Annotated in this window: 19 protein-coding genes; 8 read left to right on the top strand and 11 right to left on the bottom strand. The window is 69.4% G+C overall.

The annotated features are described in order from the left end of the window. Positions 1-73: 73 nt before the first annotated feature. The 5 genes from SK571_RS17705 to SK571_RS17685 are packed head-to-tail and all read left to right on the top strand — an operon-like array spanning position 74 to position 5,562. Positions 74-607 (top strand): (2Fe-2S)-binding protein, encoded by a 534-nt coding sequence (locus SK571_RS17705; RefSeq protein WP_258947081.1) that lies wholly within the window; start codon positions 74-76, stop codon positions 605-607. After that, positions 604-3,030 carry a xanthine dehydrogenase family protein molybdopterin-binding subunit gene (locus tag SK571_RS17700; RefSeq protein WP_319985182.1) on the top strand — a complete coding sequence of 809 codons (2,427 nt, stop codon included), beginning with the start codon at positions 604-606 and terminating at the stop codon, positions 3,028-3,030. Before SK571_RS17705 ends, SK571_RS17700 begins: the two co-directional genes overlap by 4 nt. Then, positions 3,027-3,851, top strand: a complete 825-nt coding sequence (locus SK571_RS17695) for an FAD binding domain-containing protein (RefSeq protein ID WP_319985181.1) — start codon at positions 3,027-3,029, stop codon at positions 3,849-3,851. The genes SK571_RS17700 and SK571_RS17695 overlap by 4 nt, the downstream gene beginning before the upstream one ends. Beyond that, positions 3,848-4,444 carry an SRPBCC family protein gene (locus SK571_RS17690; RefSeq protein ID WP_319985180.1) on the top strand — a complete coding sequence of 199 codons (597 nt, stop codon included), beginning with the start codon at positions 3,848-3,850 and terminating at the stop codon, positions 4,442-4,444. The genes SK571_RS17695 and SK571_RS17690 overlap by 4 nt, the downstream gene beginning before the upstream one ends. Positions 4,445-4,470: 26 nt before the next feature. Further along, positions 4,471-5,562, top strand: a complete 1,092-nt coding sequence (locus SK571_RS17685) for a CapA family protein (protein ID WP_319985179.1) — start codon at positions 4,471-4,473, stop codon at positions 5,560-5,562. Here SK571_RS17685 and SK571_RS17680 read toward each other — a convergent pair. The 5 genes from SK571_RS17680 to SK571_RS17660 all read right to left on the bottom strand — a co-directional run bounded on the left by SK571_RS17680 (position 5,559) and on the right by SK571_RS17660 (position 9,530). After that, positions 5,559-5,975, bottom strand: coding sequence for a DUF6892 domain-containing protein (locus SK571_RS17680; RefSeq protein WP_319985178.1), 417 nt, complete (start codon positions 5,973-5,975; stop codon positions 5,559-5,561). The two genes, SK571_RS17685 and SK571_RS17680, sit on opposite strands and share 4 nt — an antisense overlap. A gap of 45 nt (positions 5,976-6,020) precedes the next feature. Next, entirely contained in the window at positions 6,021-6,953 is a 933-nt protein-coding gene (locus SK571_RS17675; protein WP_319985438.1) for an o-succinylbenzoate synthase, read from the bottom strand. An 8-nt stretch (positions 6,954-6,961) separates the two neighbouring features. After that, complete coding sequence (locus tag SK571_RS17670) at positions 6,962-7,393, bottom strand: GerMN domain-containing protein (protein ID WP_319985177.1); 432 nt, start codon at positions 7,391-7,393, stop codon at positions 6,962-6,964. Between the two features lie 83 nt (positions 7,394-7,476). After that, on the bottom strand, positions 7,477-8,853 hold the full coding sequence (locus SK571_RS17665; protein WP_319985176.1) for an ATP-binding protein: 1,377 nt from the start codon (positions 8,851-8,853) through the stop codon (positions 7,477-7,479). Continuing rightward, positions 8,850-9,530 carry a response regulator transcription factor gene (locus SK571_RS17660; protein ID WP_266042003.1) on the bottom strand — a complete coding sequence of 227 codons (681 nt, stop codon included), beginning with the start codon at positions 9,528-9,530 and terminating at the stop codon, positions 8,850-8,852. Before SK571_RS17660 ends, SK571_RS17665 begins: the two co-directional genes overlap by 4 nt. Positions 9,531-9,659: 129 nt before the next feature. On the opposite strand from SK571_RS17660, the gene SK571_RS17655 reads away from it, so the two are divergent. After that, positions 9,660-11,171 (top strand): trypsin-like serine protease, encoded by a 1,512-nt coding sequence (locus SK571_RS17655; RefSeq protein WP_319985175.1) that lies wholly within the window; start codon positions 9,660-9,662, stop codon positions 11,169-11,171. Here the strand turns inward: SK571_RS17655 and phnE are convergent. From phnE to SK571_RS17635, 4 genes are read right to left on the bottom strand one after another with little or no spacing between them, the layout of a single operon-like run. After that, positions 11,089-11,892 (bottom strand): phosphonate ABC transporter, permease protein PhnE, encoded by an 804-nt coding sequence (gene phnE / locus SK571_RS17650; protein WP_319985174.1) that lies wholly within the window; start codon positions 11,890-11,892, stop codon positions 11,089-11,091. The two genes, SK571_RS17655 and phnE, sit on opposite strands and share 83 nt — an antisense overlap. Next, positions 11,889-12,506: a phosphonate ABC transporter ATP-binding protein gene (locus SK571_RS17645; protein ID WP_319985173.1), complete on the bottom strand. Its 618-nt coding sequence runs from the start codon at positions 12,504-12,506 to the stop codon at positions 11,889-11,891. The genes phnE and SK571_RS17645 overlap by 4 nt, the downstream gene beginning before the upstream one ends. Then, complete coding sequence (locus SK571_RS17640; protein ID WP_319985172.1) at positions 12,506-13,393, bottom strand: phosphate/phosphite/phosphonate ABC transporter substrate-binding protein; 888 nt, start codon at positions 13,391-13,393, stop codon at positions 12,506-12,508. Before SK571_RS17640 ends, SK571_RS17645 begins: the two co-directional genes overlap by 1 nt. Next, positions 13,393-14,934 (bottom strand): FAD-dependent oxidoreductase, encoded by a 1,542-nt coding sequence (locus SK571_RS17635; protein WP_319985171.1) that lies wholly within the window; start codon positions 14,932-14,934, stop codon positions 13,393-13,395. The genes SK571_RS17640 and SK571_RS17635 overlap by 1 nt, the downstream gene beginning before the upstream one ends. Here SK571_RS17635 and SK571_RS17630 point away from each other — a divergent pair. Then, positions 14,917-15,663, top strand: a complete 747-nt coding sequence (locus SK571_RS17630; protein ID WP_319985170.1) for a GntR family transcriptional regulator — start codon at positions 14,917-14,919, stop codon at positions 15,661-15,663. The two genes, SK571_RS17635 and SK571_RS17630, sit on opposite strands and share 18 nt — an antisense overlap. Continuing rightward, the gene (locus SK571_RS17625) at positions 15,660-16,328 is read left to right on the top strand and encodes a phosphonatase-like hydrolase (protein WP_319985169.1); all 669 of its coding nucleotides are present in this window, start codon (positions 15,660-15,662) and stop codon (positions 16,326-16,328) included. Before SK571_RS17630 ends, SK571_RS17625 begins: the two co-directional genes overlap by 4 nt. Here SK571_RS17625 and SK571_RS17620 read toward each other — a convergent pair. After that, a complete protein-coding gene (locus SK571_RS17620; RefSeq protein ID WP_319985168.1) occupies positions 16,302-16,730 on the bottom strand; it encodes a hypothetical protein in 429 nt (142 codons plus the stop codon). The genes SK571_RS17625 and SK571_RS17620 overlap by 27 nt on opposite strands. Next, positions 16,727-18,367 (bottom strand): DNA repair helicase XPB, encoded by a 1,641-nt coding sequence (locus SK571_RS17615; RefSeq protein WP_319985167.1) that lies wholly within the window; start codon positions 18,365-18,367, stop codon positions 16,727-16,729. Before SK571_RS17615 ends, SK571_RS17620 begins: the two co-directional genes overlap by 4 nt. Positions 18,368-18,382 lie beyond the last annotated feature (15 nt).

Here is an 18,382-nt window from a genome sequence, read left to right as displayed (position 1 = left end):
GTTGAACCCGCAAACAGGGAGCAAGCTGGAGTGACCCTCGTCACTCAAGGCCCACCACCCCTGGGAGGGGTCAATGCACATCTCGGTCAACGTCGACGGAGTGACATACGCCGACGAGGTCGAACCCCGCCTCCTGCTCGTCCACTACCTACGGGAGCGATTGAGCAAGACCGGCACCGTCGTCGGTTGCGACACCGGCAACTGCGGCGCCTGCACCGTCCACCTCGACGGCCACAGCGTGAAGTCGTGCCAGATGTTGGCCGTGCAGGCGAACGGGCACGAGGTCACCACCATCGAAGGCCTCGCTCGCGACGGCAAGCTGCATCCGGTGCAGGAGGCGTTCCACTCCAACCACGCTTTGCAGTGCGGTTTCTGCACTCCCGGCATGATCATGCAGGCCATCGACCTGCTCGCCGACGAGTCCGATCCCGACGACGAGACCGTGCGCAAAGGCCTGGAGGGCAACCTCTGCCGCTGCACGGGCTACCAGAACATCGTGCGCGCGGTTCAGGACGCCGCCCAGCGGATGAAACCAGGCGCGGGCCCGAAGCAGGAACAGCACAGCGACGAGCACATCAGCTCCAAGCAGCCGGTAGGTGGCGAATGACCGCCACAGCGGAACCGGAGATCGGCAAGGCCAGGCTCCGCAAGGAGGACGCCCGGCTGATCACCGGCCAGACGAGGTGGACCGACAACCTCCAGCTGACCGGCATGCTGCACATGGCCGTGCTGCGCAGTCCCGTCGCCCACGCCCGCATCACCGGCATCGACGTCAGCCGCGCCACGGCGATGCCCGGTGTGGCCGTGGTGCTGACCGGTGAGGACTTCGCCGCCGAGCAGGGCTCTCTGCCGTGCGCGTGGCCGATCACCGAGGACATGAAGTCGCCGCCCGCGCCCGCCATGGCCGTGGACCAGGTCAACTTCGCCGGCGAGGCCGTCGCTCTCGTGATCGCCGACAGCGCGTACCACGCCGCGGACGCGCTGGAAGCGATCGACGTCGACTACGACGAGCTCCCGGTCGTGCTCGACATGGAAGAAGCGTTGCGGGACAACGATCTGGTGCACCCGGATCTCGGCACGAACAAGTGCGCGACGTGGATCTTCGACTCCGCCGAGGCGGGGGCAGGGACGAACGTCGAGGACGAGATCGCCTCCGCCGAGGTCGTGATCGAGCGGACGTTCCGGCAGCAGCGGCTGATCCCGGCGTTCATGGAACCGCGGTCGGTCGTCGTGGACACGACCGCGGGCATGTTCACCGTCTGGTCGGCGACGCAGATCCCGCACATCCTGCGGTGGATGCTGTCCGCCGTCACGGGCATCTCCGAGCACAAGCTCCGCGTGATCGCGCCGGACGTCGGCGGCGGGTTCGGCGGCAAGCTCCAGGTCACCCCGGAAGAGCTGTTGTGCCTGCTGGTCGCCCGCCGCATGGGCCGCCCGGTGAAGTGGACGGAGTCGCGCACCGAGTCGATGCTGTCCGCGCACCACGGCCGCGACCAGATCCAGAAGATCACGCTGTCCGCCCGCCGCGACGGCACCGTGACCGGCCTGAAGGTCGAGCTGCTCGCCGACATGGGCGCCTACCTGCGCCTGGTCACGCCGGGCGTGCCGATCCTGGGCGCGTTCATGTTCAACTCGATCTACAAGTTCGCCGCCTACCGGTTCGTCTGCACGAACGTCTTCACGAACAAGGTGCCCACGGACGCCTATCGCGGCGCCGGACGGCCCGAGGCCACGTTCGCGATCGAGCGGATGATGGACGAGCTCGCGGTCGAGCTCGGCGTGGAGCCGATGAAGATCCGCGAGATGAACTGGATCAAGCACGAGGAGTTCCCGTTCAACACGGTCGCCGGCCTGACCTACGACTCCGGCAACTACGAGGCCGCGACGGCTCGCGCGATGGAGCTGTTCGGGTACGACGAACTGCGCGAGGAGCAGGCAAGGCGTCGTTCTTCCGGTGATGTGGTCCAGCTCGGCATCGGGATCTCCACCTACACCGAGATGTGCGGCCTCGCGCCGTCCCGCGTGCTGGGCGCTTTGCGTTACGGCGCAGGTGGTTGGGAGACCGCGTCGATCCGCATGCTGCCCACCGGCAAGGTCGAGGTGATCACCGGAACCTCGCCGCACGGGCAGGGCCACGAGACGGTCTGGTCGCAGATCGTCGCCGACAAGCTCGGCGTGCCGTTCGACGACGTCGAGGTGCTGCACGGTGACACGGCGACGTCGCACAAGGGCATGGACAGCTACGGGTCGCGGTCCTTGGCGGTCGGTGGCACGGCCCTGGTGCACGCGGCGGACAAGGTGCTGGCCAAGGCGCGGACGCTGGCCGCGCACATGATGGAGTGCGACGAGGCGGACGTGGAGTTCGCTTCCGGCTCGTTCTCCGTCCGCGGCACGTCGACGGTCCGTTCGCTGGGCGACGTGGTGCTGGCCGCGCACGTCGCGCACGACCTGCCCGAGGGCATGGAACCCGGCATGGACGCCGACGCCACGTTCGACCCGGACAACTTCTCGTTCCCGCACGGAACCCATTTGTGCGCAACGGAAGTCGACACCGAGACGGGCATGGTGCGCATCAGCCGGTACGTGGCCGTGGACGACGTCGGCACGGTCATGAACCCGCTGATCGTCGACGGTCAGGTGCACGGCGGGCTGGCGCAAGGCATCGCGCAGGCGTTGTACGAAGAGGCCACGCACGACGAGATGGGCACGCTGACGACGGCGACGCTCGCCGACTACCTTGTGCCGTGCGCGGCGGACCTGCCGGCGTTCCTGACGGACCGCACGACCACACCGGCGACCTCCAACCCGTTGGGCGCCAAGGGAGTCGGCGAGGCGGGCACGATCGCCTCGACACCTGCCGTGGTGAACAGCGTGCTGGACGCCGTGCGGCACCTGGGCGTCCGGGACATCGAGATGCCGATGTCGCCGGAACGCGTGTGGACCGCACTGCAGGGGCGTTCGGACCCAGGTGCGGGTGACGTGGCCGCGGGTGGGCTCGGCTCCATCGACGCGCAGGGAGGACAGTCGTGATCCCGGCGGAGTTCAAGTACCTGTTCCCGTCCTCTGTGGACGAAGCCGTGCGGATGCTCGCCGAGGAGGGCGAGGACGCCAAGGTCATCGCGGGCGGGCAGTCGCTCGTGCCGGTGCTGCGGATGCGGCTGGCGGCACCCACGGCGTTGATCGACATCGGTGGCCTGACCGAGCTGACGGGCGTGCGCGACGACGGCGACTCGTTGCTCATCGGTGCCATGACCACGCACTACGAGGTGCAGCGCGATCATCTGGTCCAGGACCACGCGTTGTTGCTCCGCCTGGTCACGGACACGATCGCGGACCCGCAGATCCGGCACCGCGGCACGTTCGGCGGCTCGCTGTGCCACGCGGACCCGGCAGGCGACCTCCTGGCACCGGTGCTCGCCCTGGACGCCGTGATGATCATCGCTGGGCCTTCGGGACATCGTGAGGTGCCCGCGGCGGAGTTCTTCGTCGACTACTTCACAACCGCGCTGGCACCCGACGAGATCCTGATCGACGTCCGCATGCCGAAGTACACGGGCTGGGGTGCGCACTACGAGAAGCTCAACCGGGTCGCGCAGGCCTGGTCGATCGTCGCGGTCGCCGCGGCCGTGCAGGTGCGCGGCGGGTCCATCTCCGCTGCCCGGGTCGGCCTCACCAACGTGGGGTCCGGGCCGTTGCGCGCTACCGAGGTCGAGGCGGCCCTGGTCGGGCAGCCGGCTTCCGCTGAGGCGATCTCGGAGGCGGCCCTGCGCGCGTCCTCGGGTGACGGTTACAAGGACAACCTGGCTCGGGTGCTGACCGGCCGCGCGCTGACTGCGGCGGTCGCGGGATGAAGTTGACGCACTCGTTCACGTCGCCGGCGCCCGCCGAGGAGGTGTGGGAGGCGCTGATCGACCCTGAACGGGTGGCGCCGTGCCTGCCCGGCGCCACCCTGACCTCGGTGGACGGCAAGACGTTCAGCGGGGAGGTGAAGGTGAAGCTCGGCCCGGTGCGACTGCTGTACCGGGGGAGCGGCGAGTTCGTCGAGATCGACCCGGTGCTGCGCCGTGCCGTCATGAAGGCCGCGGGCAAGGACACCCGCGGCAACGGCACGGCATCGGCCGTGGTGACCTTCGTGGTCGGGGACTCGGTCGAGGTCGAGACCGATCTGTCGGTCACGGGCCGTCCGGCCCAACTCGGTCGCGGCCTGATCGCCGAGGTCAGCGGCAGGCTCGTCGACCAGTTCGCGGAATGCCTGGCGAGCACGCTGGGATCCGTGGATCCTGACGAGGTGGCGCAACAGCAGCATCTCCGAGTGGTACCCGACGAGCCGATCGATCTGATCGACACGGCAGGCGTTCCGGTGTTGAAGCGCGTGCTGCCCATCGCGGCGGCAGCGCTGGCGGTCGTGCTGTTCGTGGTCCTGCGACGCAGGCGGCGGCGCTGAAGCGAGCGGTCCGGTGGCCGGCGTTAGTGCTGACCACCGGCCTGCTGCTGTCCGCGTGCACGGGTTCGCCGGTCGTCATGACCTCGGCGCCCGCACCGCCGGCATCGACCTCCCAGGGCCCGCCTCCGCCGCGCTCGTTCGTGCTCACCGCCGGTGGCGACATCCTGATCCACCCGGCGCTGACCGACCAGGCGGTCGCCGACGGAGGCGCGGCCGGGCGCGACTTCCTGCCGTTGTTCTCGGGCATCAAGGAGACCCTGAAGGCCGACCTCTCCCTGTGCCACCTGGAGGTACCGCTGGGCCCGAAGGAGGGCCCGTTCTTCGGCTACCCGGCCTTCCTGGCCCCGCCCGAGGTGGCGAAGGGCCTGGTCGACGTGGGCTACGACTCGTGCTCGACCGCCTCGAACCACACGCTGGACCGCGGCGTCTCGGCGATCACGACGACGCTGGACGCGATGGACGCCGTCGGCCTGAAGCACACCGGCTCGTTCCGCACGCAGGAGGAATCGGCGGCGCCGCTGATCCTGGACGCGAACGGCGTGAAGGTGGCACAGCTGTCGTTCACCTACGGCTTCAACGGCATCCCGCTACCTCAGCCGTGGCGCGCGAACCAGATCAACGCGACCAAGATCCTGGCTGACGCACGAGCCGCTCGTGCCGCCGGTGCCGAGGTCGTCGTGCTGTCCGTGCAGTGGGGCAACGAGTACCAGCACGAGGCGACCGCGGACCAGAAGGCGCTGGCCCGGCAGTTGCTCGCCGACCCCGCCCTGGACCTGATCATCGGGACGCACGTGCACGTGGTGCAGCCGTTCGAGAAGATCGGCAACAAGTGGGTCGCGTACGGGCTCGGCAACGAGGTCGCCCGGCACGCCGAACCTCGTGGTGTCACCGAGGAGGGGACGATCGCGCGGTTCAAGTTCGAGCAGGGACCCGCCGGGTGGTCCGTGGTCGAGGCTTCCTACACGCCCACTCTGGTGGAGCTGGGGCCGCCCATCCGGCTGGTGGACCTGACTCGGGTGCCTGCTACCCCGCGGCGGACCGAGGCGATCAACCGGACCGAGAGGATCGTGTTCAGCTTGGGCGCGGCCGAGCAGGGCTTGGCCAGGGGCAAGCCTTAGAGCCAGTCCGCGTCGATCCCGCGGGCGCGCAGCATCTCCAGCGCCTCCTCGTTGCCGGTGTAGAGCAGCGTCATCGACTTCAGGTTGGGGAAGTGCCGCACGTCGGAGAACTCGTCGACGTCGAACAGCTCGTCCTCGCCGTCCCAGCCCGGAGCGATCTCCATGTAGATCCGGTTGCCACCGTCCATCTCGATCTCGGTGATCTTCTCCGCGAGCTCGACGGGGACCTCGAGCGCCTCGAAGTAGGCCATAGCCTCCGGCACCGCCCCGACGCCCCAGGCGTCGTAGGTGAAGCCCTTCTCGGCGGCGTACGTGGTCAACCTGAACTTCGGCAGGAGGCCCTGGTTGTACATCAGCTCGTGGACGACGGCGAGCTTGAAGTTGGTGTCGGCGAAGGGGATCGACTGGCTCATGCCCGGATCGTATAGGCGGCGATGACCCGGTTCCCTCTGATCGACTCAACGGCTGAGCGTGCTGAACACCCTGTCGTACCGGTTGATCCAGGCCTGCGTGAGCACGTCGCTCTCGAACTCCTCGACGCGGTCCGGGACGGGTGGTTTCGCCAGCACCGGCAAGTAACCGTCCACGGGCACGAGCGAATCGCTCGTGACATCCCCGTCCAGCAACGGCAACGTCGCCAGCCCGCACGCGTAGTCGAGCTCGGGCAGTGCCGCCGCCAACGCCACCCCGGCCGCCATCCCGACCGAAGTCTCCAGCGCCGACGACACCACGCACGGCAGCCCGCACGCCTCGGCCACCTCCAGCGCCTTCCGCACGCCCCCGAGCGGCGCGACCTTGATCACCGCGATGTCCGCCGCCCCCGACACGGCCACCTTCAGCGGGTCCTCGGCCTTGCGGATCGACTCGTCCGCGGCGATCGGCACCGAGACCCTCCTGCGGACGGCCGCGAGCTCTTCCAACGTGTGGCACGGCTGTTCCACGTACTGGAGTCCGCCCGAGGCCTTGTCCATGGCCTTGATCGCGGCGACGGCCGTGTCGACGTCCCACAGCATGTTCGCGTCGACCCGGATCGCGCCCTGAGGCCCCAGCGCGTCCCGCACCGCTTCGAGGCGGGCGCAGTCCTCTTCCAGCGTCGACTCGGCGACCTTCACCTTGGCCGTCGAGCAGCCCGACCTCGCCACGATCTCGTGCGCCTTCTCGGGGCTGACCACGGGCACGGTGCAGTTGACGGGGACGCGGTCCCGGACCGGCGCCGGCCAGCCTTCGTTCGCGGCCTCCAGCGCGCAGGCGAGCCAGGCCGCGGCCTCGGCGTCGTCGTACTCCTCGAACGGGCAGAACTCACCCCATCCGGCCGGTCCTTCGAACAGCAGGCCGGTGCGCTGGGTGATGCCGCGGAACCGGACGCGCATCGGGATGGAGTAGACGTGCACGGCCCGATTCAAGCGCACTTCTGGAGCTCCAGCGAATGCCCGCCCCCGCGCAGGTTCACCGTGCCGACCGGTTGAACCGCGAGCAACGTGCAGACGATCTGCTGCACAGCAGGCGCACTGAGCTGCGAGACGTCGCTCGAAAGGTTCACGTCGAGGCCGTTCGCGACCCGGTCCACGGTGGCCGGCGCGGCGTCGAACGGCACCTCGGTGACCAGCCCGCGGCTCTGCTCGGCGTTGGTGGGCCCCTGCGCGAGCAGCGCCACGACGTCGAACCCGCTCAGGCTGCCCTCCGGACGCCCGACGGGCACCACCCTGCCGCCGGCGGAGACCCAGTAGAGCGACGGCGAGGTGTTCTCGACGGGGCCGCTGGGGGCTTCGAGGCCCGGGATCGGGTCGGTGGGACGGATGCCGCACGCGGTGAGGACGGCGAGGACGAGCACCGCGAGCCCAAGCTCACGCAGGGGTCCCCTCCCGGGGGTCCCCCTGTTTCCATTCTCCCAGGCGGCACCGACAGTTCTCGGCCTCACGACGCACCGTCCAGCGGCAGCCGCAGCGTGAACAAAGCACCGCCACCCGGCCGGTTGGCCGCCACGAGCGTGCCCCCGTGCAGCCGCGCGTTCTCCCACGCGATCGCCAGCCCGAGCCCCGAGCCCTCCGACCGCCCCCGCGACGAATCGGCCTTGTAGAACCGCGCGAACACGTGCGGCAGGACCTCGTCGGGCAGCCCCGGCCCGGAGTCCGCCACCTCGATCACCAGCGAAGGCCCCACCACCGACAGCTCGACCGACACCGGCGGCGAACCGTGCCGCAGCGCGTTGCCGACCAGGTTCGCCACGATCACGTCCAGCCGCCGCGGGTCCAGCCGTGCGCGCACCCCGTCCGGCAGCGACGCGGACACCTCCGAGAAGCCGCGCATCCGCAGGCACGTCCGCACCACCTCGGCCACGTCGACGTCGTCGAGCGCGAGAGCCGCCGTCCCCGAGTCGAACCTGGTGACCTCGATCAGGTCGTTCACCAGCCGCGTCAGGTTCAGCGTCTCCCGGTTCACCAGCCGCGCCGCCTGCCCCGCCACGCCCGGCAGCGACGCGGTCTCGGCGTCCAGCACGTCGGTCACGGCCGTCATCGCGGCCAGAGGAGTCCGCAGTTCGTGCGACACGTCCGCCACGAACCGCCGTGCGTCGGCCTCCATCCGCCGCAGCTCGCCCACGTGGTGCTCCAGCGAGGAAGCCGTGCTGTTGAACGTCGACGCGACGGAGGCCAGTTCGTCCCGGCCGCGCACCGGCACCCGAGCGGAGAGGTCGCCCTGCCCGAGCTTCCAGGCGGCCAGCTGCAACTCCCGCACGGGCCGCAGCACACCGCGGGCCGCCAGGAAACCCAGTCCCAGAGCCAGGAGCAGCACGGCGCCGCCGATCAGCCACGCGTTGCGCGCCAGTTCGTCGACGAACTCGATCTCCGACGTGAACGGCCGCAGCACGTACACCTCGATGCCCGACGGGGCGCCGGACGACACCCGCAGCTGCATGCCCACGACGAGCCAGACACCGTTCGCGTACGACACGCGCTGCCAGCCGACGCGTCCGGTCGACACGAGCGAACGCAGCTCCGCCGTGATCACGGACGGGTTCATGCCACCGGCGGAAGTCCCGTTGCCGTAAGCCAACGCCTGGCCTTCACGCCCGGAGACGCGTGCGGCGACCCGTTCCAGGGTGGCGGCGTCCACTGCCCGCGTGGGCAGCGGGTAGAGCTGCTCGACGCGGTTCGTGGTCTCGATGACGGCGTTGTCCTGGGCGCGCTGCACGATCGCGTCGCGTGCCCGCACGTACCCCGCACCGGCGACGGCCGCGGCGGTCACGATGGTCAGCAGGGCGAACGCGAGCAGCAGTCGCAGGCGGAGCGTCACAGCGGTCCGAAGCGGTAGCCGAAGCCCCGCACGGTCTGGACGTACACGGGCGCCGCCGGGTCGTCCTCGATCTTCGAACGCAGCCGTTGCACGCACGCGTCGACCAGCCGCGAGTCGCCGAGGTAGCCCTGGTCCCACACGGAACCCAGCAGCTGCTGCCGTGACATCACGCGGCCGGGCGAAGAGGAGAGTTCCAGCAGCAGCCGCAGTTCCGTCGGTGCCAACGAGACCGGCTTGCCGAACCGCGTCACGACGAGGCCCTCGCGGTCGATCGTCAGGTCGCCGTGGCGCTCGGCCACGACCTCGGTGACGGAGGCGGACGAACGGCGCAGCACGGCGCGGATGCGGGCCTCCAGCACGCGGGCCTGGGCCGGCTTGGCCACGTAGTCGTCGGCGCCGGCCTCCAGGCCCGCGACCACGTCGATGTCGTCGTTGCGCGCGGTCAGCATGATGATCGGGAGGTCGCCGGAGGCGCGGATGCGGCGGCACACCTCGAACCCGTCCACGCCCGGCAGCATCAGGTCCAGCACGACGACGTCGGGCGTGACGCTGCCCAGCAGCTCGAGGCCTTCCTCGCCCGTGCGCACCGCGTCCACGGTGTGTCCCTGGTAGGTCAGGGCGAGCGACAGTCCCTCGCGGACCGCCTCGTCGTCCTCGATCAGCAGTACGCGCGGCATGCCCTCCAGCCTTCCCGACGGGTCTCATGGGGACGTTCGTGCGACGTCATCGTTGCGTAACGACCGCCCGTGCGCAGTTGTTGCACAGCCATCACGCCGTGCGGACACAGCTTCGACAGCCTCTGTGACATGCGAAAAGTGCTACTGGCGATGAGCTTCGCGGCCATCGCGGTGATCACCACCGCCACCCCGGCGCTGGCCATCAGAGGCGGCGTCGAAGCCCAGGCGCCGTACCCGTTCTCCGGCTCGCTGCAGCGCCCCGACTCGCCACGCGCGGACGGCCACACCTGCGGCGTCACGCTGGTCGCGCCGGGCTGGGCCGTCACCGCGGGCCACTGCACCCGCAACAACCCGAGCCTCGCCCAGGTCGGCAGGCCGAAGAACTGGTCGGTCCGGCTCGGCACGCTCGACGCGGGCAGCGGCGGCGAGGTGATCGAGGTCGAGCGGTTCATCACCTACTCGCCCAATCCCGTCCACGACGGCGACATCGGCCTGCTGAAGCTGAGGAAGAACGCGAGGACCAAGCCCGTCGCGCTGCCGTCGGCCCGGCCCTCCGAAGGAGCGGTGGTGCGGATCATCGGCTGGGGCATGACGTGCGACCGCCGTGCGCCCGAGTGCTATCCGCGGAAGCTGCGCGAGGCGGACACCGTGATCCAGCCGACCGCCGCCTGCGACGGCATCCACGCTGATCGCGAGTTGTGCGTCGGCGCGCTGGACGGCAGCGTCGCCGCCACGAACATGGACTCGGGCGGCCCCGCGCTCGTCCGCGACGGCGACCGCTGGGTGATCGCCGGCCTCGTGAGCGGGTCGGGCGGTGACGACCGGCCGGTCATGTACACCGACGTCCACCACTTCAAGAGCTGGATCGACGACGTCGTCACCGGGAGGATCAACCCGCCGGACACTCCCGTCCCGAACCTCGAGGGCGCCGCGTCACTGGCAGGAGTCTGCTCGGCGTCCGTGGTCAGGACCGATCACAGCCAGCCCGGTGACCAGGCGCTTCTGCTCACCAACGGCCACTGCGTCCCGGACCGCCCCGCGCCCGGCGAGACCCTGAGGGACGTCGCGGTCGCGCTGCGGGTGACCATCGGCGACCGTCAGGGCTACCAGCAGGCCAAGGCCGAGACGAGACGTCTCGTCTCGGCGACCATGACCGGCACCGACACCGCGCTCTTCGAGCTCGACCAGACCTACGCGCAGCTCAAGGCCAAGGGCGTGAAGATCTTCAGGCTCTCGGACAGGCCAGCCAGGCCGGGAGAACGCGTCGACATCATCTCCTCGGGCAACGGCAAGCGCTTCAGCTGCACCATCGAAGCCGTCGTCCCGCACCTGCGCGAAGAGGGCTACACGCAGGACAACGCCTACCGGTACGACCCCGCGTGCACCCCGTCACACGGCGGTTCGGGCTCGCCGATCGTGTTGAAGGACGGCGTCACCGTCGTCGGCGTGCACAGCACCGGCAACGACAGCGGTGAGCAGTGCACGGCGAACAACCCCTGCGAGGTCGCAGCGGACGGCTCGGTGACCGTGCGCCAAGGCACCCGCTACGGCCAGCAGGTCAAGCACCTAGCCGCTTGCGCACCCAGCCAGAAGCCTGGTCGACCACGACCACGAGAAGCAGCACCACGAGGATGTGCGTGACCATCTCGTCGAACCGGAACAGCTTGATCGACTGGTTGATCAGGAAGCCGATCCCGCCCGCGCCGACCAGGCCGAGCACGAGCGACGACCGCACGTTCACGTCCAGCCGGTAGAGCAGAAGTCCCGCCAGGGAAGGCAGCACGGTCGGGAGCACCGCGTGCAGCGCGATCTGCGGACCGGACGCACCGGTCACCTTCAACGCGTCGCGCGGCCCGCGGTCGCTCTCGTCCATCGCCTCGGCCCAGAGCTTGCCCATCACGCCGGTGTTGTGGAACACCAGCGCCAGCACGCCCGCGAACGGCCCGAGCCCCACCGCCGTCACGAAGATCAGCGCGAACACCACGTCCGGCACCGAGCGCAGGAACGACAGCACCGCACGGGCCACCTGCTGCGCCCACGCCGCCGACGTCGTCGCCCTGGAAGCCAGCAGAGCCAGGGCCAAGGCGAACGGGATCGAGAACGTGGTGCCCAGCAGTCCGATGTAGAGCGTGATCACCGCTGCTTCCAGCGACTTCCCGAGCACCGAGAAGTCCGGCGGCAGCGACTCGGCGAGGAAGTCGGCCATGCCCTCCCAGCCCGCGATCAGGGCGCCGGGCGAGAACTCCGTGGCCTGCCAGGCAAGCACGTGCACCGCGAGGAAGACCGCCACCACGGCCCAGACGACGGGTGCGGGCCAGCGGCGGCGAGGGACCGCGAGCTTCGGAGAAGCCGTGACGTTCATGCCGCGACCATCGCCTTCATCTCAACGACACGATGTGCGTAGGTGCGCGCGAGTTCCGGCTGGTGCAGCACCGCCACCACCGCCATTCCTTGTTCTGCCAAAGCTTTCAGCAGCTCCATCACCTGCACCGCGGCCTGCGGGTCGAGCGCCGACACCGGTTCGTCGGCGAGGATCACGTTGGCGCGCTGGCACAAGGCCCGCGCAACAGCCACACGTTGTTGCTGCCCACCGGACAGCCGCGCACACCGTTCCAGCGCACGGTCCGCCAGCCCGACCCTCTCCAAGCAGCTCATCGCCTCTTCCCGGACGTCCTGCGGGAAGAAGAACGAGCGGTGCAGCGGAAGCCGCCCCAGAGCACCGGAACAGACGTTGTCCAGGGCGTTGCGACGGCCGACCAGGTGGATCTTCTGGAACACCATCGCGGCGTTCCCGCCCACCTCGATCTCGCCGCCGTCCGGGGTCTCCAGCCCGACCACGCACCGCAACGCCGTGGACTTGCCCGAGCCGTTCGGCCCGAGCAGCGCCACGAACTCACCTGGTTCGGCCGAGAGGTCGAAGTCGTCCAGCACGGTGCGGCCGCCGAACGACTTGCGCAGGCCGCGGATGGCGAGCATCAGACGTCCTCTTCCTTGAGCCCCAGCGTGGTCGCGAGGTCGAAGAGCACCTTGTACGTGTCGTTGTCCACCTGCACGAGCGGTCCGGGCGGGGTGACGTCGAGGAACGCGCCGACCTTCTCGACGTCGGCCGGCGAGAGCTCCAGCAACGCCTTGCGCACCTTGTCCTTGAACGCCGGGCCGAGGTCGCCGCGCACGGTGATCGGGTCGTTCGGGATCGGCTCGGACTTCCAGATCTGGCGGAACCTCGACTCGTCGAACGTGCCGGCACCCTTGGCGGTGGCGAGCTGCTGGCTGTTGATCTCCGCGGCGTCGACCTTGCCGTTGATCAGCGACAGCATCGCCTCGGGATGCCCGCCCGCGTAGTCGAGCTTCACGTCGGCGACGCCGTGCTTCTTCAAGCCGTAGCGGGGAAGCGCGTCACCGGACGCCGACCCGACACTGCTCAGGGCGAGCGACCTGCCGGCCAGGTCCTCGATCGTCCGCGCGGGCGAGTCCTTCGCGACCCAGATGCCGGCGGTGTAGCTGGTGAGCTTCCCGGCGCCGTCCGCGAACGACACCATCGGCTCCGCCTTGGCCTTCTGCGACGCGAACACGTAGCCGAGCGGACCGAACTGCGCGATCTCCAGCTTGCCGTTGCGCATCGCCAGCACCTCGGCCGCGTAGTCGTCGACGACCTGCAGCTCGACCTCGCAACCGAGCTTGGTGGCCAACGCCTTCGCAAGCACCTCGTAGGCGGGCTTCAGCTTCGCCGGGTCCTCGTACGGCTCGACGCCGAACCGCACCTTGCCGTCGTTCGGGCAGTCACCGCCGCTCGAAGCGGAGTTCGTGGTGCCACAAGCCGTCAGGGCCAACGCCGCAGCGAGAACAACGCCGAGGGTTCTCATCACATCTCCTGGAGGAGGTCGTCGAGCACGGCCGGGGCGAGGCCGAGCGCGGTGGTCATGCCGATGCCGGAGGTGACCGAGACGGCCCTGGTGAGGGGAGCGGGCGTCGCGGTCAGGAAGGGTTCGGGGGCCGACGCGTAGATGCCGCGCCAGCGTTCGAGCACGTGCAGCGAGGGAACGCCGAGCAGCCGAGCCGTCTCGGTGAGCACCAGGTCGTCCAGGTCCTTGGACCGGTACGGGTCGACCGTGCGGCTGTAGTGGTGGGTGTCGCCGATCGTCAGCGAGCCGTCGGGGAGCTGGGTGAACATCAGGTTCAGCCCGGCTTCGACCAGCTCGGGGTGGTCGTTCGTGAGGCGCCGGCGGACCTTCTCGATGCTCGGGCACCGCGCGAACGCGTCGTAGCGCAGCATCGAGAACCCGGTCAGCACGGCCGGGTCGATCACGCCGCCGTGCGCGACGCGCAGCATTCGCAGCTGGCAGCGCTGGATCTCGCGCTCTTCGGCGATCTCGGGGAAGAACCTGTCGACGTCGTGGCCGACAGCGACGACCGTCGCGCGGCATCGGATCTCGCCGCGGGAGGTGCGGACCAGGCCCGGCTCGACGGTGAGCACGTTGGTCGACCAGTGGAACGTGACGCCGCGATCGTTCAACAACCTGGCGATCGCGTGGACGGCTTCGCGTGGGTTGACGCGGATGTCGAGGGGGAGGAGCGCGGCGCCGAGGATCGAAGGATCGTTCAACAATCCTCCGGTTGGATCGTTGAACGATCCGGCACGCACATCGTTGAACGATCCGGCACGCACATCGTTGAACGATCCGGCACGCGGATCGTTGAACGATCCAACAGGCGCGTTGTTCAACGATCCGACGGCGAGCTTGCTAGCCGGTTCGGCTGTAGAACTGTTCAACAATCCGGTTGCGGGGTTGTTCAACGATCCAACATGCGTGTCGTTCGGCGATCCACCGGCGGGCTTGCTGACCGGTTCGGCCGTAGAACTGTTCAACAACCAGGTTGTGGGATTGTTGAACGATCCTTGGAGTGGATTGTTCAACGATCCGACGGCCGCGTTGTTGAACGATCTGCGTGTGGGATTGTTGAACAATTCGACATCGCGGATCTCGGCGAACTCCTCCAGCACCGCGAGCTCGTCCGCCTCACGAGCCACGACAAGCGACCCGGACTCCCGCAACCAGAACCCGGCCTCGCGAGCAAGCGTCAACCACTCGGCACGCGCAGCCATCGCGTACGAGAAAGCCACCCCGTCCTGAGCGGTGAAGCACCCGTGCCCGAAGTTGCGCACAGAAGCCCCGACGGCGTGCTCGTCACGCTCGACCACGGCCACGGAAAGCCCCCGCTGCACCGCGTGCCAAGCATGCGCGAGCCCGACGATCCCCGCGCCGACGACCACCAGGTCCACACTTGTCATGACAAGAACGATGAGCGGCGACAGAACCAGAAGCAATGGCTGTTCTGATGTGTTCACTTGGAGTTCAGACTTGTTATGACATGTATCCTCAGCAACATGGAGATGCCCCTGCACGAGCGCATCGCGGCCGACCTGCGCCGCCGCATCGCCTCCGGTGAGCTGGCCGTCGGAGATCCTGTGCCGTCCGAGTCGCAGCTGGGCGCGCAGTGGAACTCCTCGCGCGCGCCGGTCCGGCAGGCGCTGACGTCGCTCAGGGCCGAGGGCATGATCGGCGGCGGCCGCGGCAAGCCCGCGGTGGTGCGCCGGCACACGCTGTCGCAGCCGTTCGAGACGTTCCTGTCGTTCTCCAGCTGGGCCGCGGGCCTCGGACACGTTCCGGGGCAACGGACTCTGGAGATCGCGCGCCGCCCGGCCGACGTCGACATCGCCGACGCCCTCCAGCTCGACGAGGGCACGCCGGTGGTGCAACTGCTCAGGCAGAGGCTGATCGACGGCAGGCCGACGATGCTGGAGCGCACGACGTTCGTGGAACCGGTGGGGCGCCTGCTGTTCGACTTCGACTGCGACAGCGGCTCGCTCTACGCGTACCTGGGGGAGCAGGGCGTCGACATGACCGTGGCGCGGCACCAGATCGACGCCGTCGCCGCCGACGCGCAGGACAGCGAGCTGCTGGAAGTCGCCTTGGGGGCGCCACTTCTGCGGGAACGGCGGCGTGCGTCCGGAATGGACGGACGGCCGGTCGAGTACTCCGACGACCGCTACCGCCCGGACATGGTCAGCTTCTCGATCGAGAACTCCCAGCAGGCGCACCCGGCGCTGCTGCGGGACTGGAGGGCCTCGTGAACGGCGCGATGAAGGTCGACCTGGTGGTGCTGGACATCGCCGGCACCACGGTGGAAGAGCACGGACTCGTCTACAAGGCGTTGGCGGACACCGTGATCGCGGCCGGCGGATCGGCGCACGACGTCGGCGAGTGGATGGGCGCCGACAAGTACGAGGCGATCTCGTCGATGCTCGGGAAGTCCGAAGTGGACGCCGAGTTCCAGGACTTCCACGAACGGCTCGCGAAGTACTACGCCGAGATGCCGCCGACGCCGATCCCCGGTGTGCCGGAAGCGTTGGCACGTCTGCGGAGCAACGGCGTCAAGGTCGCGCTGACCACAGGCTTCGACCGCCCGGTCGTGGACGGCCTGCTCGACGTCCTGGGCTGGCGCGAGGGCGTGCTGGACGCGGTGGTCTGCGTGGACGACGTGAAAGCCGGTCGTCCGGCGCCGTACATGATCCACCGGGCGATGGAGCTGACCGGCGTCCGGGACGTCCGGCGTGTGCTGACCGCCGGCGACACCACGAGAGACCTGCAGGCGGGCACGAACGCGGGCGCGGCGTTCGTCGTCGGCGTGCTCAGCGGCAGCCAGACGGCGGAGGAGCTCGGCACCGTCCGGCACACGCACCTGCTGAAGTCCGTCGCCGAGATCCCGGCCCTAGTCGAGGGCGGCGGTGTGGCGTAGCTGCTCGGGGGTCGGGTCCGCGACCAGGACCCGCAGCGCGTCCGCGAACTGGTCGAAGCGCCGGTCGAACTCGGCCAGCTCGCGCGACGGTTCCGCGACCAGCGCCGCCCGGCCCGGCCTCGGCACGGCGCTCGCCAGCGCGTCGCGGAGGGGCTGGGCCCGGCGCAACGCCACGAGCAGCGTCCACAGCCGTTGCTCGACCAGGGCGACCTGCACCGGGTCGCCCGTCACTCGCAGGAAGTCCGAACGCGCGGCGGTGGCGCGGCGGCGTTGTGCGGGGCAGGTGAAGTCGGCGGACCGGACCACCTGCGTGTCCGGTGCCGACCGGGCGAGTGCTTCCTCCGACCGGAACCGCCGCACAGGCGGGGTCCCGGCCGGGTTCCACATCCACCAGGACGTCATCCGACCAGGTCGTCCGCGTCGACGATCTTGTACGCGTAGCCCTGCTCGGCCAGGAACCGCTGCCGGTGGGCGGCGTAGTCGGTGTCGAGCGTGTCGCGCGCGACGACCGAGTAGAAGTGCGCCTGCCGGCCGTCGCCCTTGGGGCGCAGGATCCGGCCGAGGCGCTGGGCCTCCTCCTGCCGGGACCCGAACGTGCCGGACACCTGGATGGCGACGGACGCCTCGGGCAGGTCGATGGAGAAGTTCGCGACCTTGGACACCACCAGGGTCCTCAGCTCGCCCCTGCGGAACTGGTCGAACAGCTCCTCGCGTTCCTTGTTCTTCGTCGATCCCTTGATCACCGGCGCCCCCAGCTCCTCGCCCAGTTCGTCGAGCTGGTCCAGATAAGCACCGATCACGAGCGTCGGCTCGCCGGGATGCTGCTCCAGCACCCGCTTGACCACCGGGATCTTGGTCCTGGCCGTCGAGCAGAGCTTGTAGCGCTCCTCCGGCTCTGCCGTCGCGTACTGCAGGCGCTCGTTGTCCGTGAGGGTCACGCGGACCTCGGTGCACTCGGCGGGAGCGATCCAGCCCTGCGCCTCGATGTCGCGCCACGGCACGTCGTACCGCTTCGGCCCGATCAACGAGAAGACGTCGCCCTCCTGGCCGTCCTCGCGCACCAGCGTCGCGGTGAGGCCGAGACGGCGACGCGACTGCAGGTCGGCGGTCATCCGGAACACCGGCGCGGGCAGCAGGTGGACCTCGTCGTAGACGATCAGGCCCCAGTCGCGCGAGTCGAACAGGTCGAGGTGCTTGTACTCGCCCTTCGACTTGCGGGTGATCACCTGGTAGGTCGCGATCGTGACCGGGCGGATCTCCTTGCGCTCACCCGAGTACTCGCCGATCTCCTCCTCGGTGAGCGAGGTGCGCGCGATCAGCTCCCGCTTCCACTGCCGGCCCGCCACGGTGTTCGTGACCAGGATCAGCGTGGTCGCCTGGGCCTCGGCCATCGCCGCCGCGCCGACCAGCGTCTTGCCCGCGCCACAGGGCAGCACGACGACGCCGCTGCCGCCGGCCCAGAACGCCTGGGCGGCCATCCGCTGGTAGTCGCGCAGCTTCCAGTCGTTCTCCTCCAGCTCGATCCGGTGCGCCTCGCCGTCGACGTACCCGGCGTGGTCCTCGGCCGGCCACCCGACCTTGAGCAGCAGCTGCTTGAGCCGCCCGCGCTCGCTCGGGTGCACGATGACGGTGTCGTCGTCGATGCGGGCCCCGAACATCGGCGCGATCTTCTTGTTGCGGAGCACCTCCTCGAGCACCGCGCGGTCGTTGGAGTGCAGGACCAGCCCGTGCGCGGGGCTGTTGGTCAGCACCAGTCGCCCGAATCGGCCCATGGTGTCGACCACGTCCACCAGCAGCGGCTGCGGCACCGGGTAGCGGCTGAACCGCACCAGCGCGTCGACCACCTGCTCGGCGTCGTGCCCGGCCGCTCGCGCGTTCCACAAGGCCAACGGCGTCACGCGATAGGTGTGCACGTGCTCCGGAGCCCGCTCCAGCTCGGCGAACGGCGCGATGGACGTGCGCGCGTCGTTGGCGAGCGGGTGGTCGACCTCGAGCAGCAGCGTCTTGTCCGACTGGACGATCAATGGGCCATCGGTCACGCCGACAAGTCTCCC

It is taken from the genome of Lentzea kristufekii (assembly GCF_033949925.1).
GTDB lineage: Bacteria > Actinomycetota > Actinomycetes > Mycobacteriales > Pseudonocardiaceae > Lentzea > Lentzea kristufekii.
Note: the sequence above shows the minus strand (reverse complement) of the source record. Positions and strands in the feature narration are given on the sequence as shown.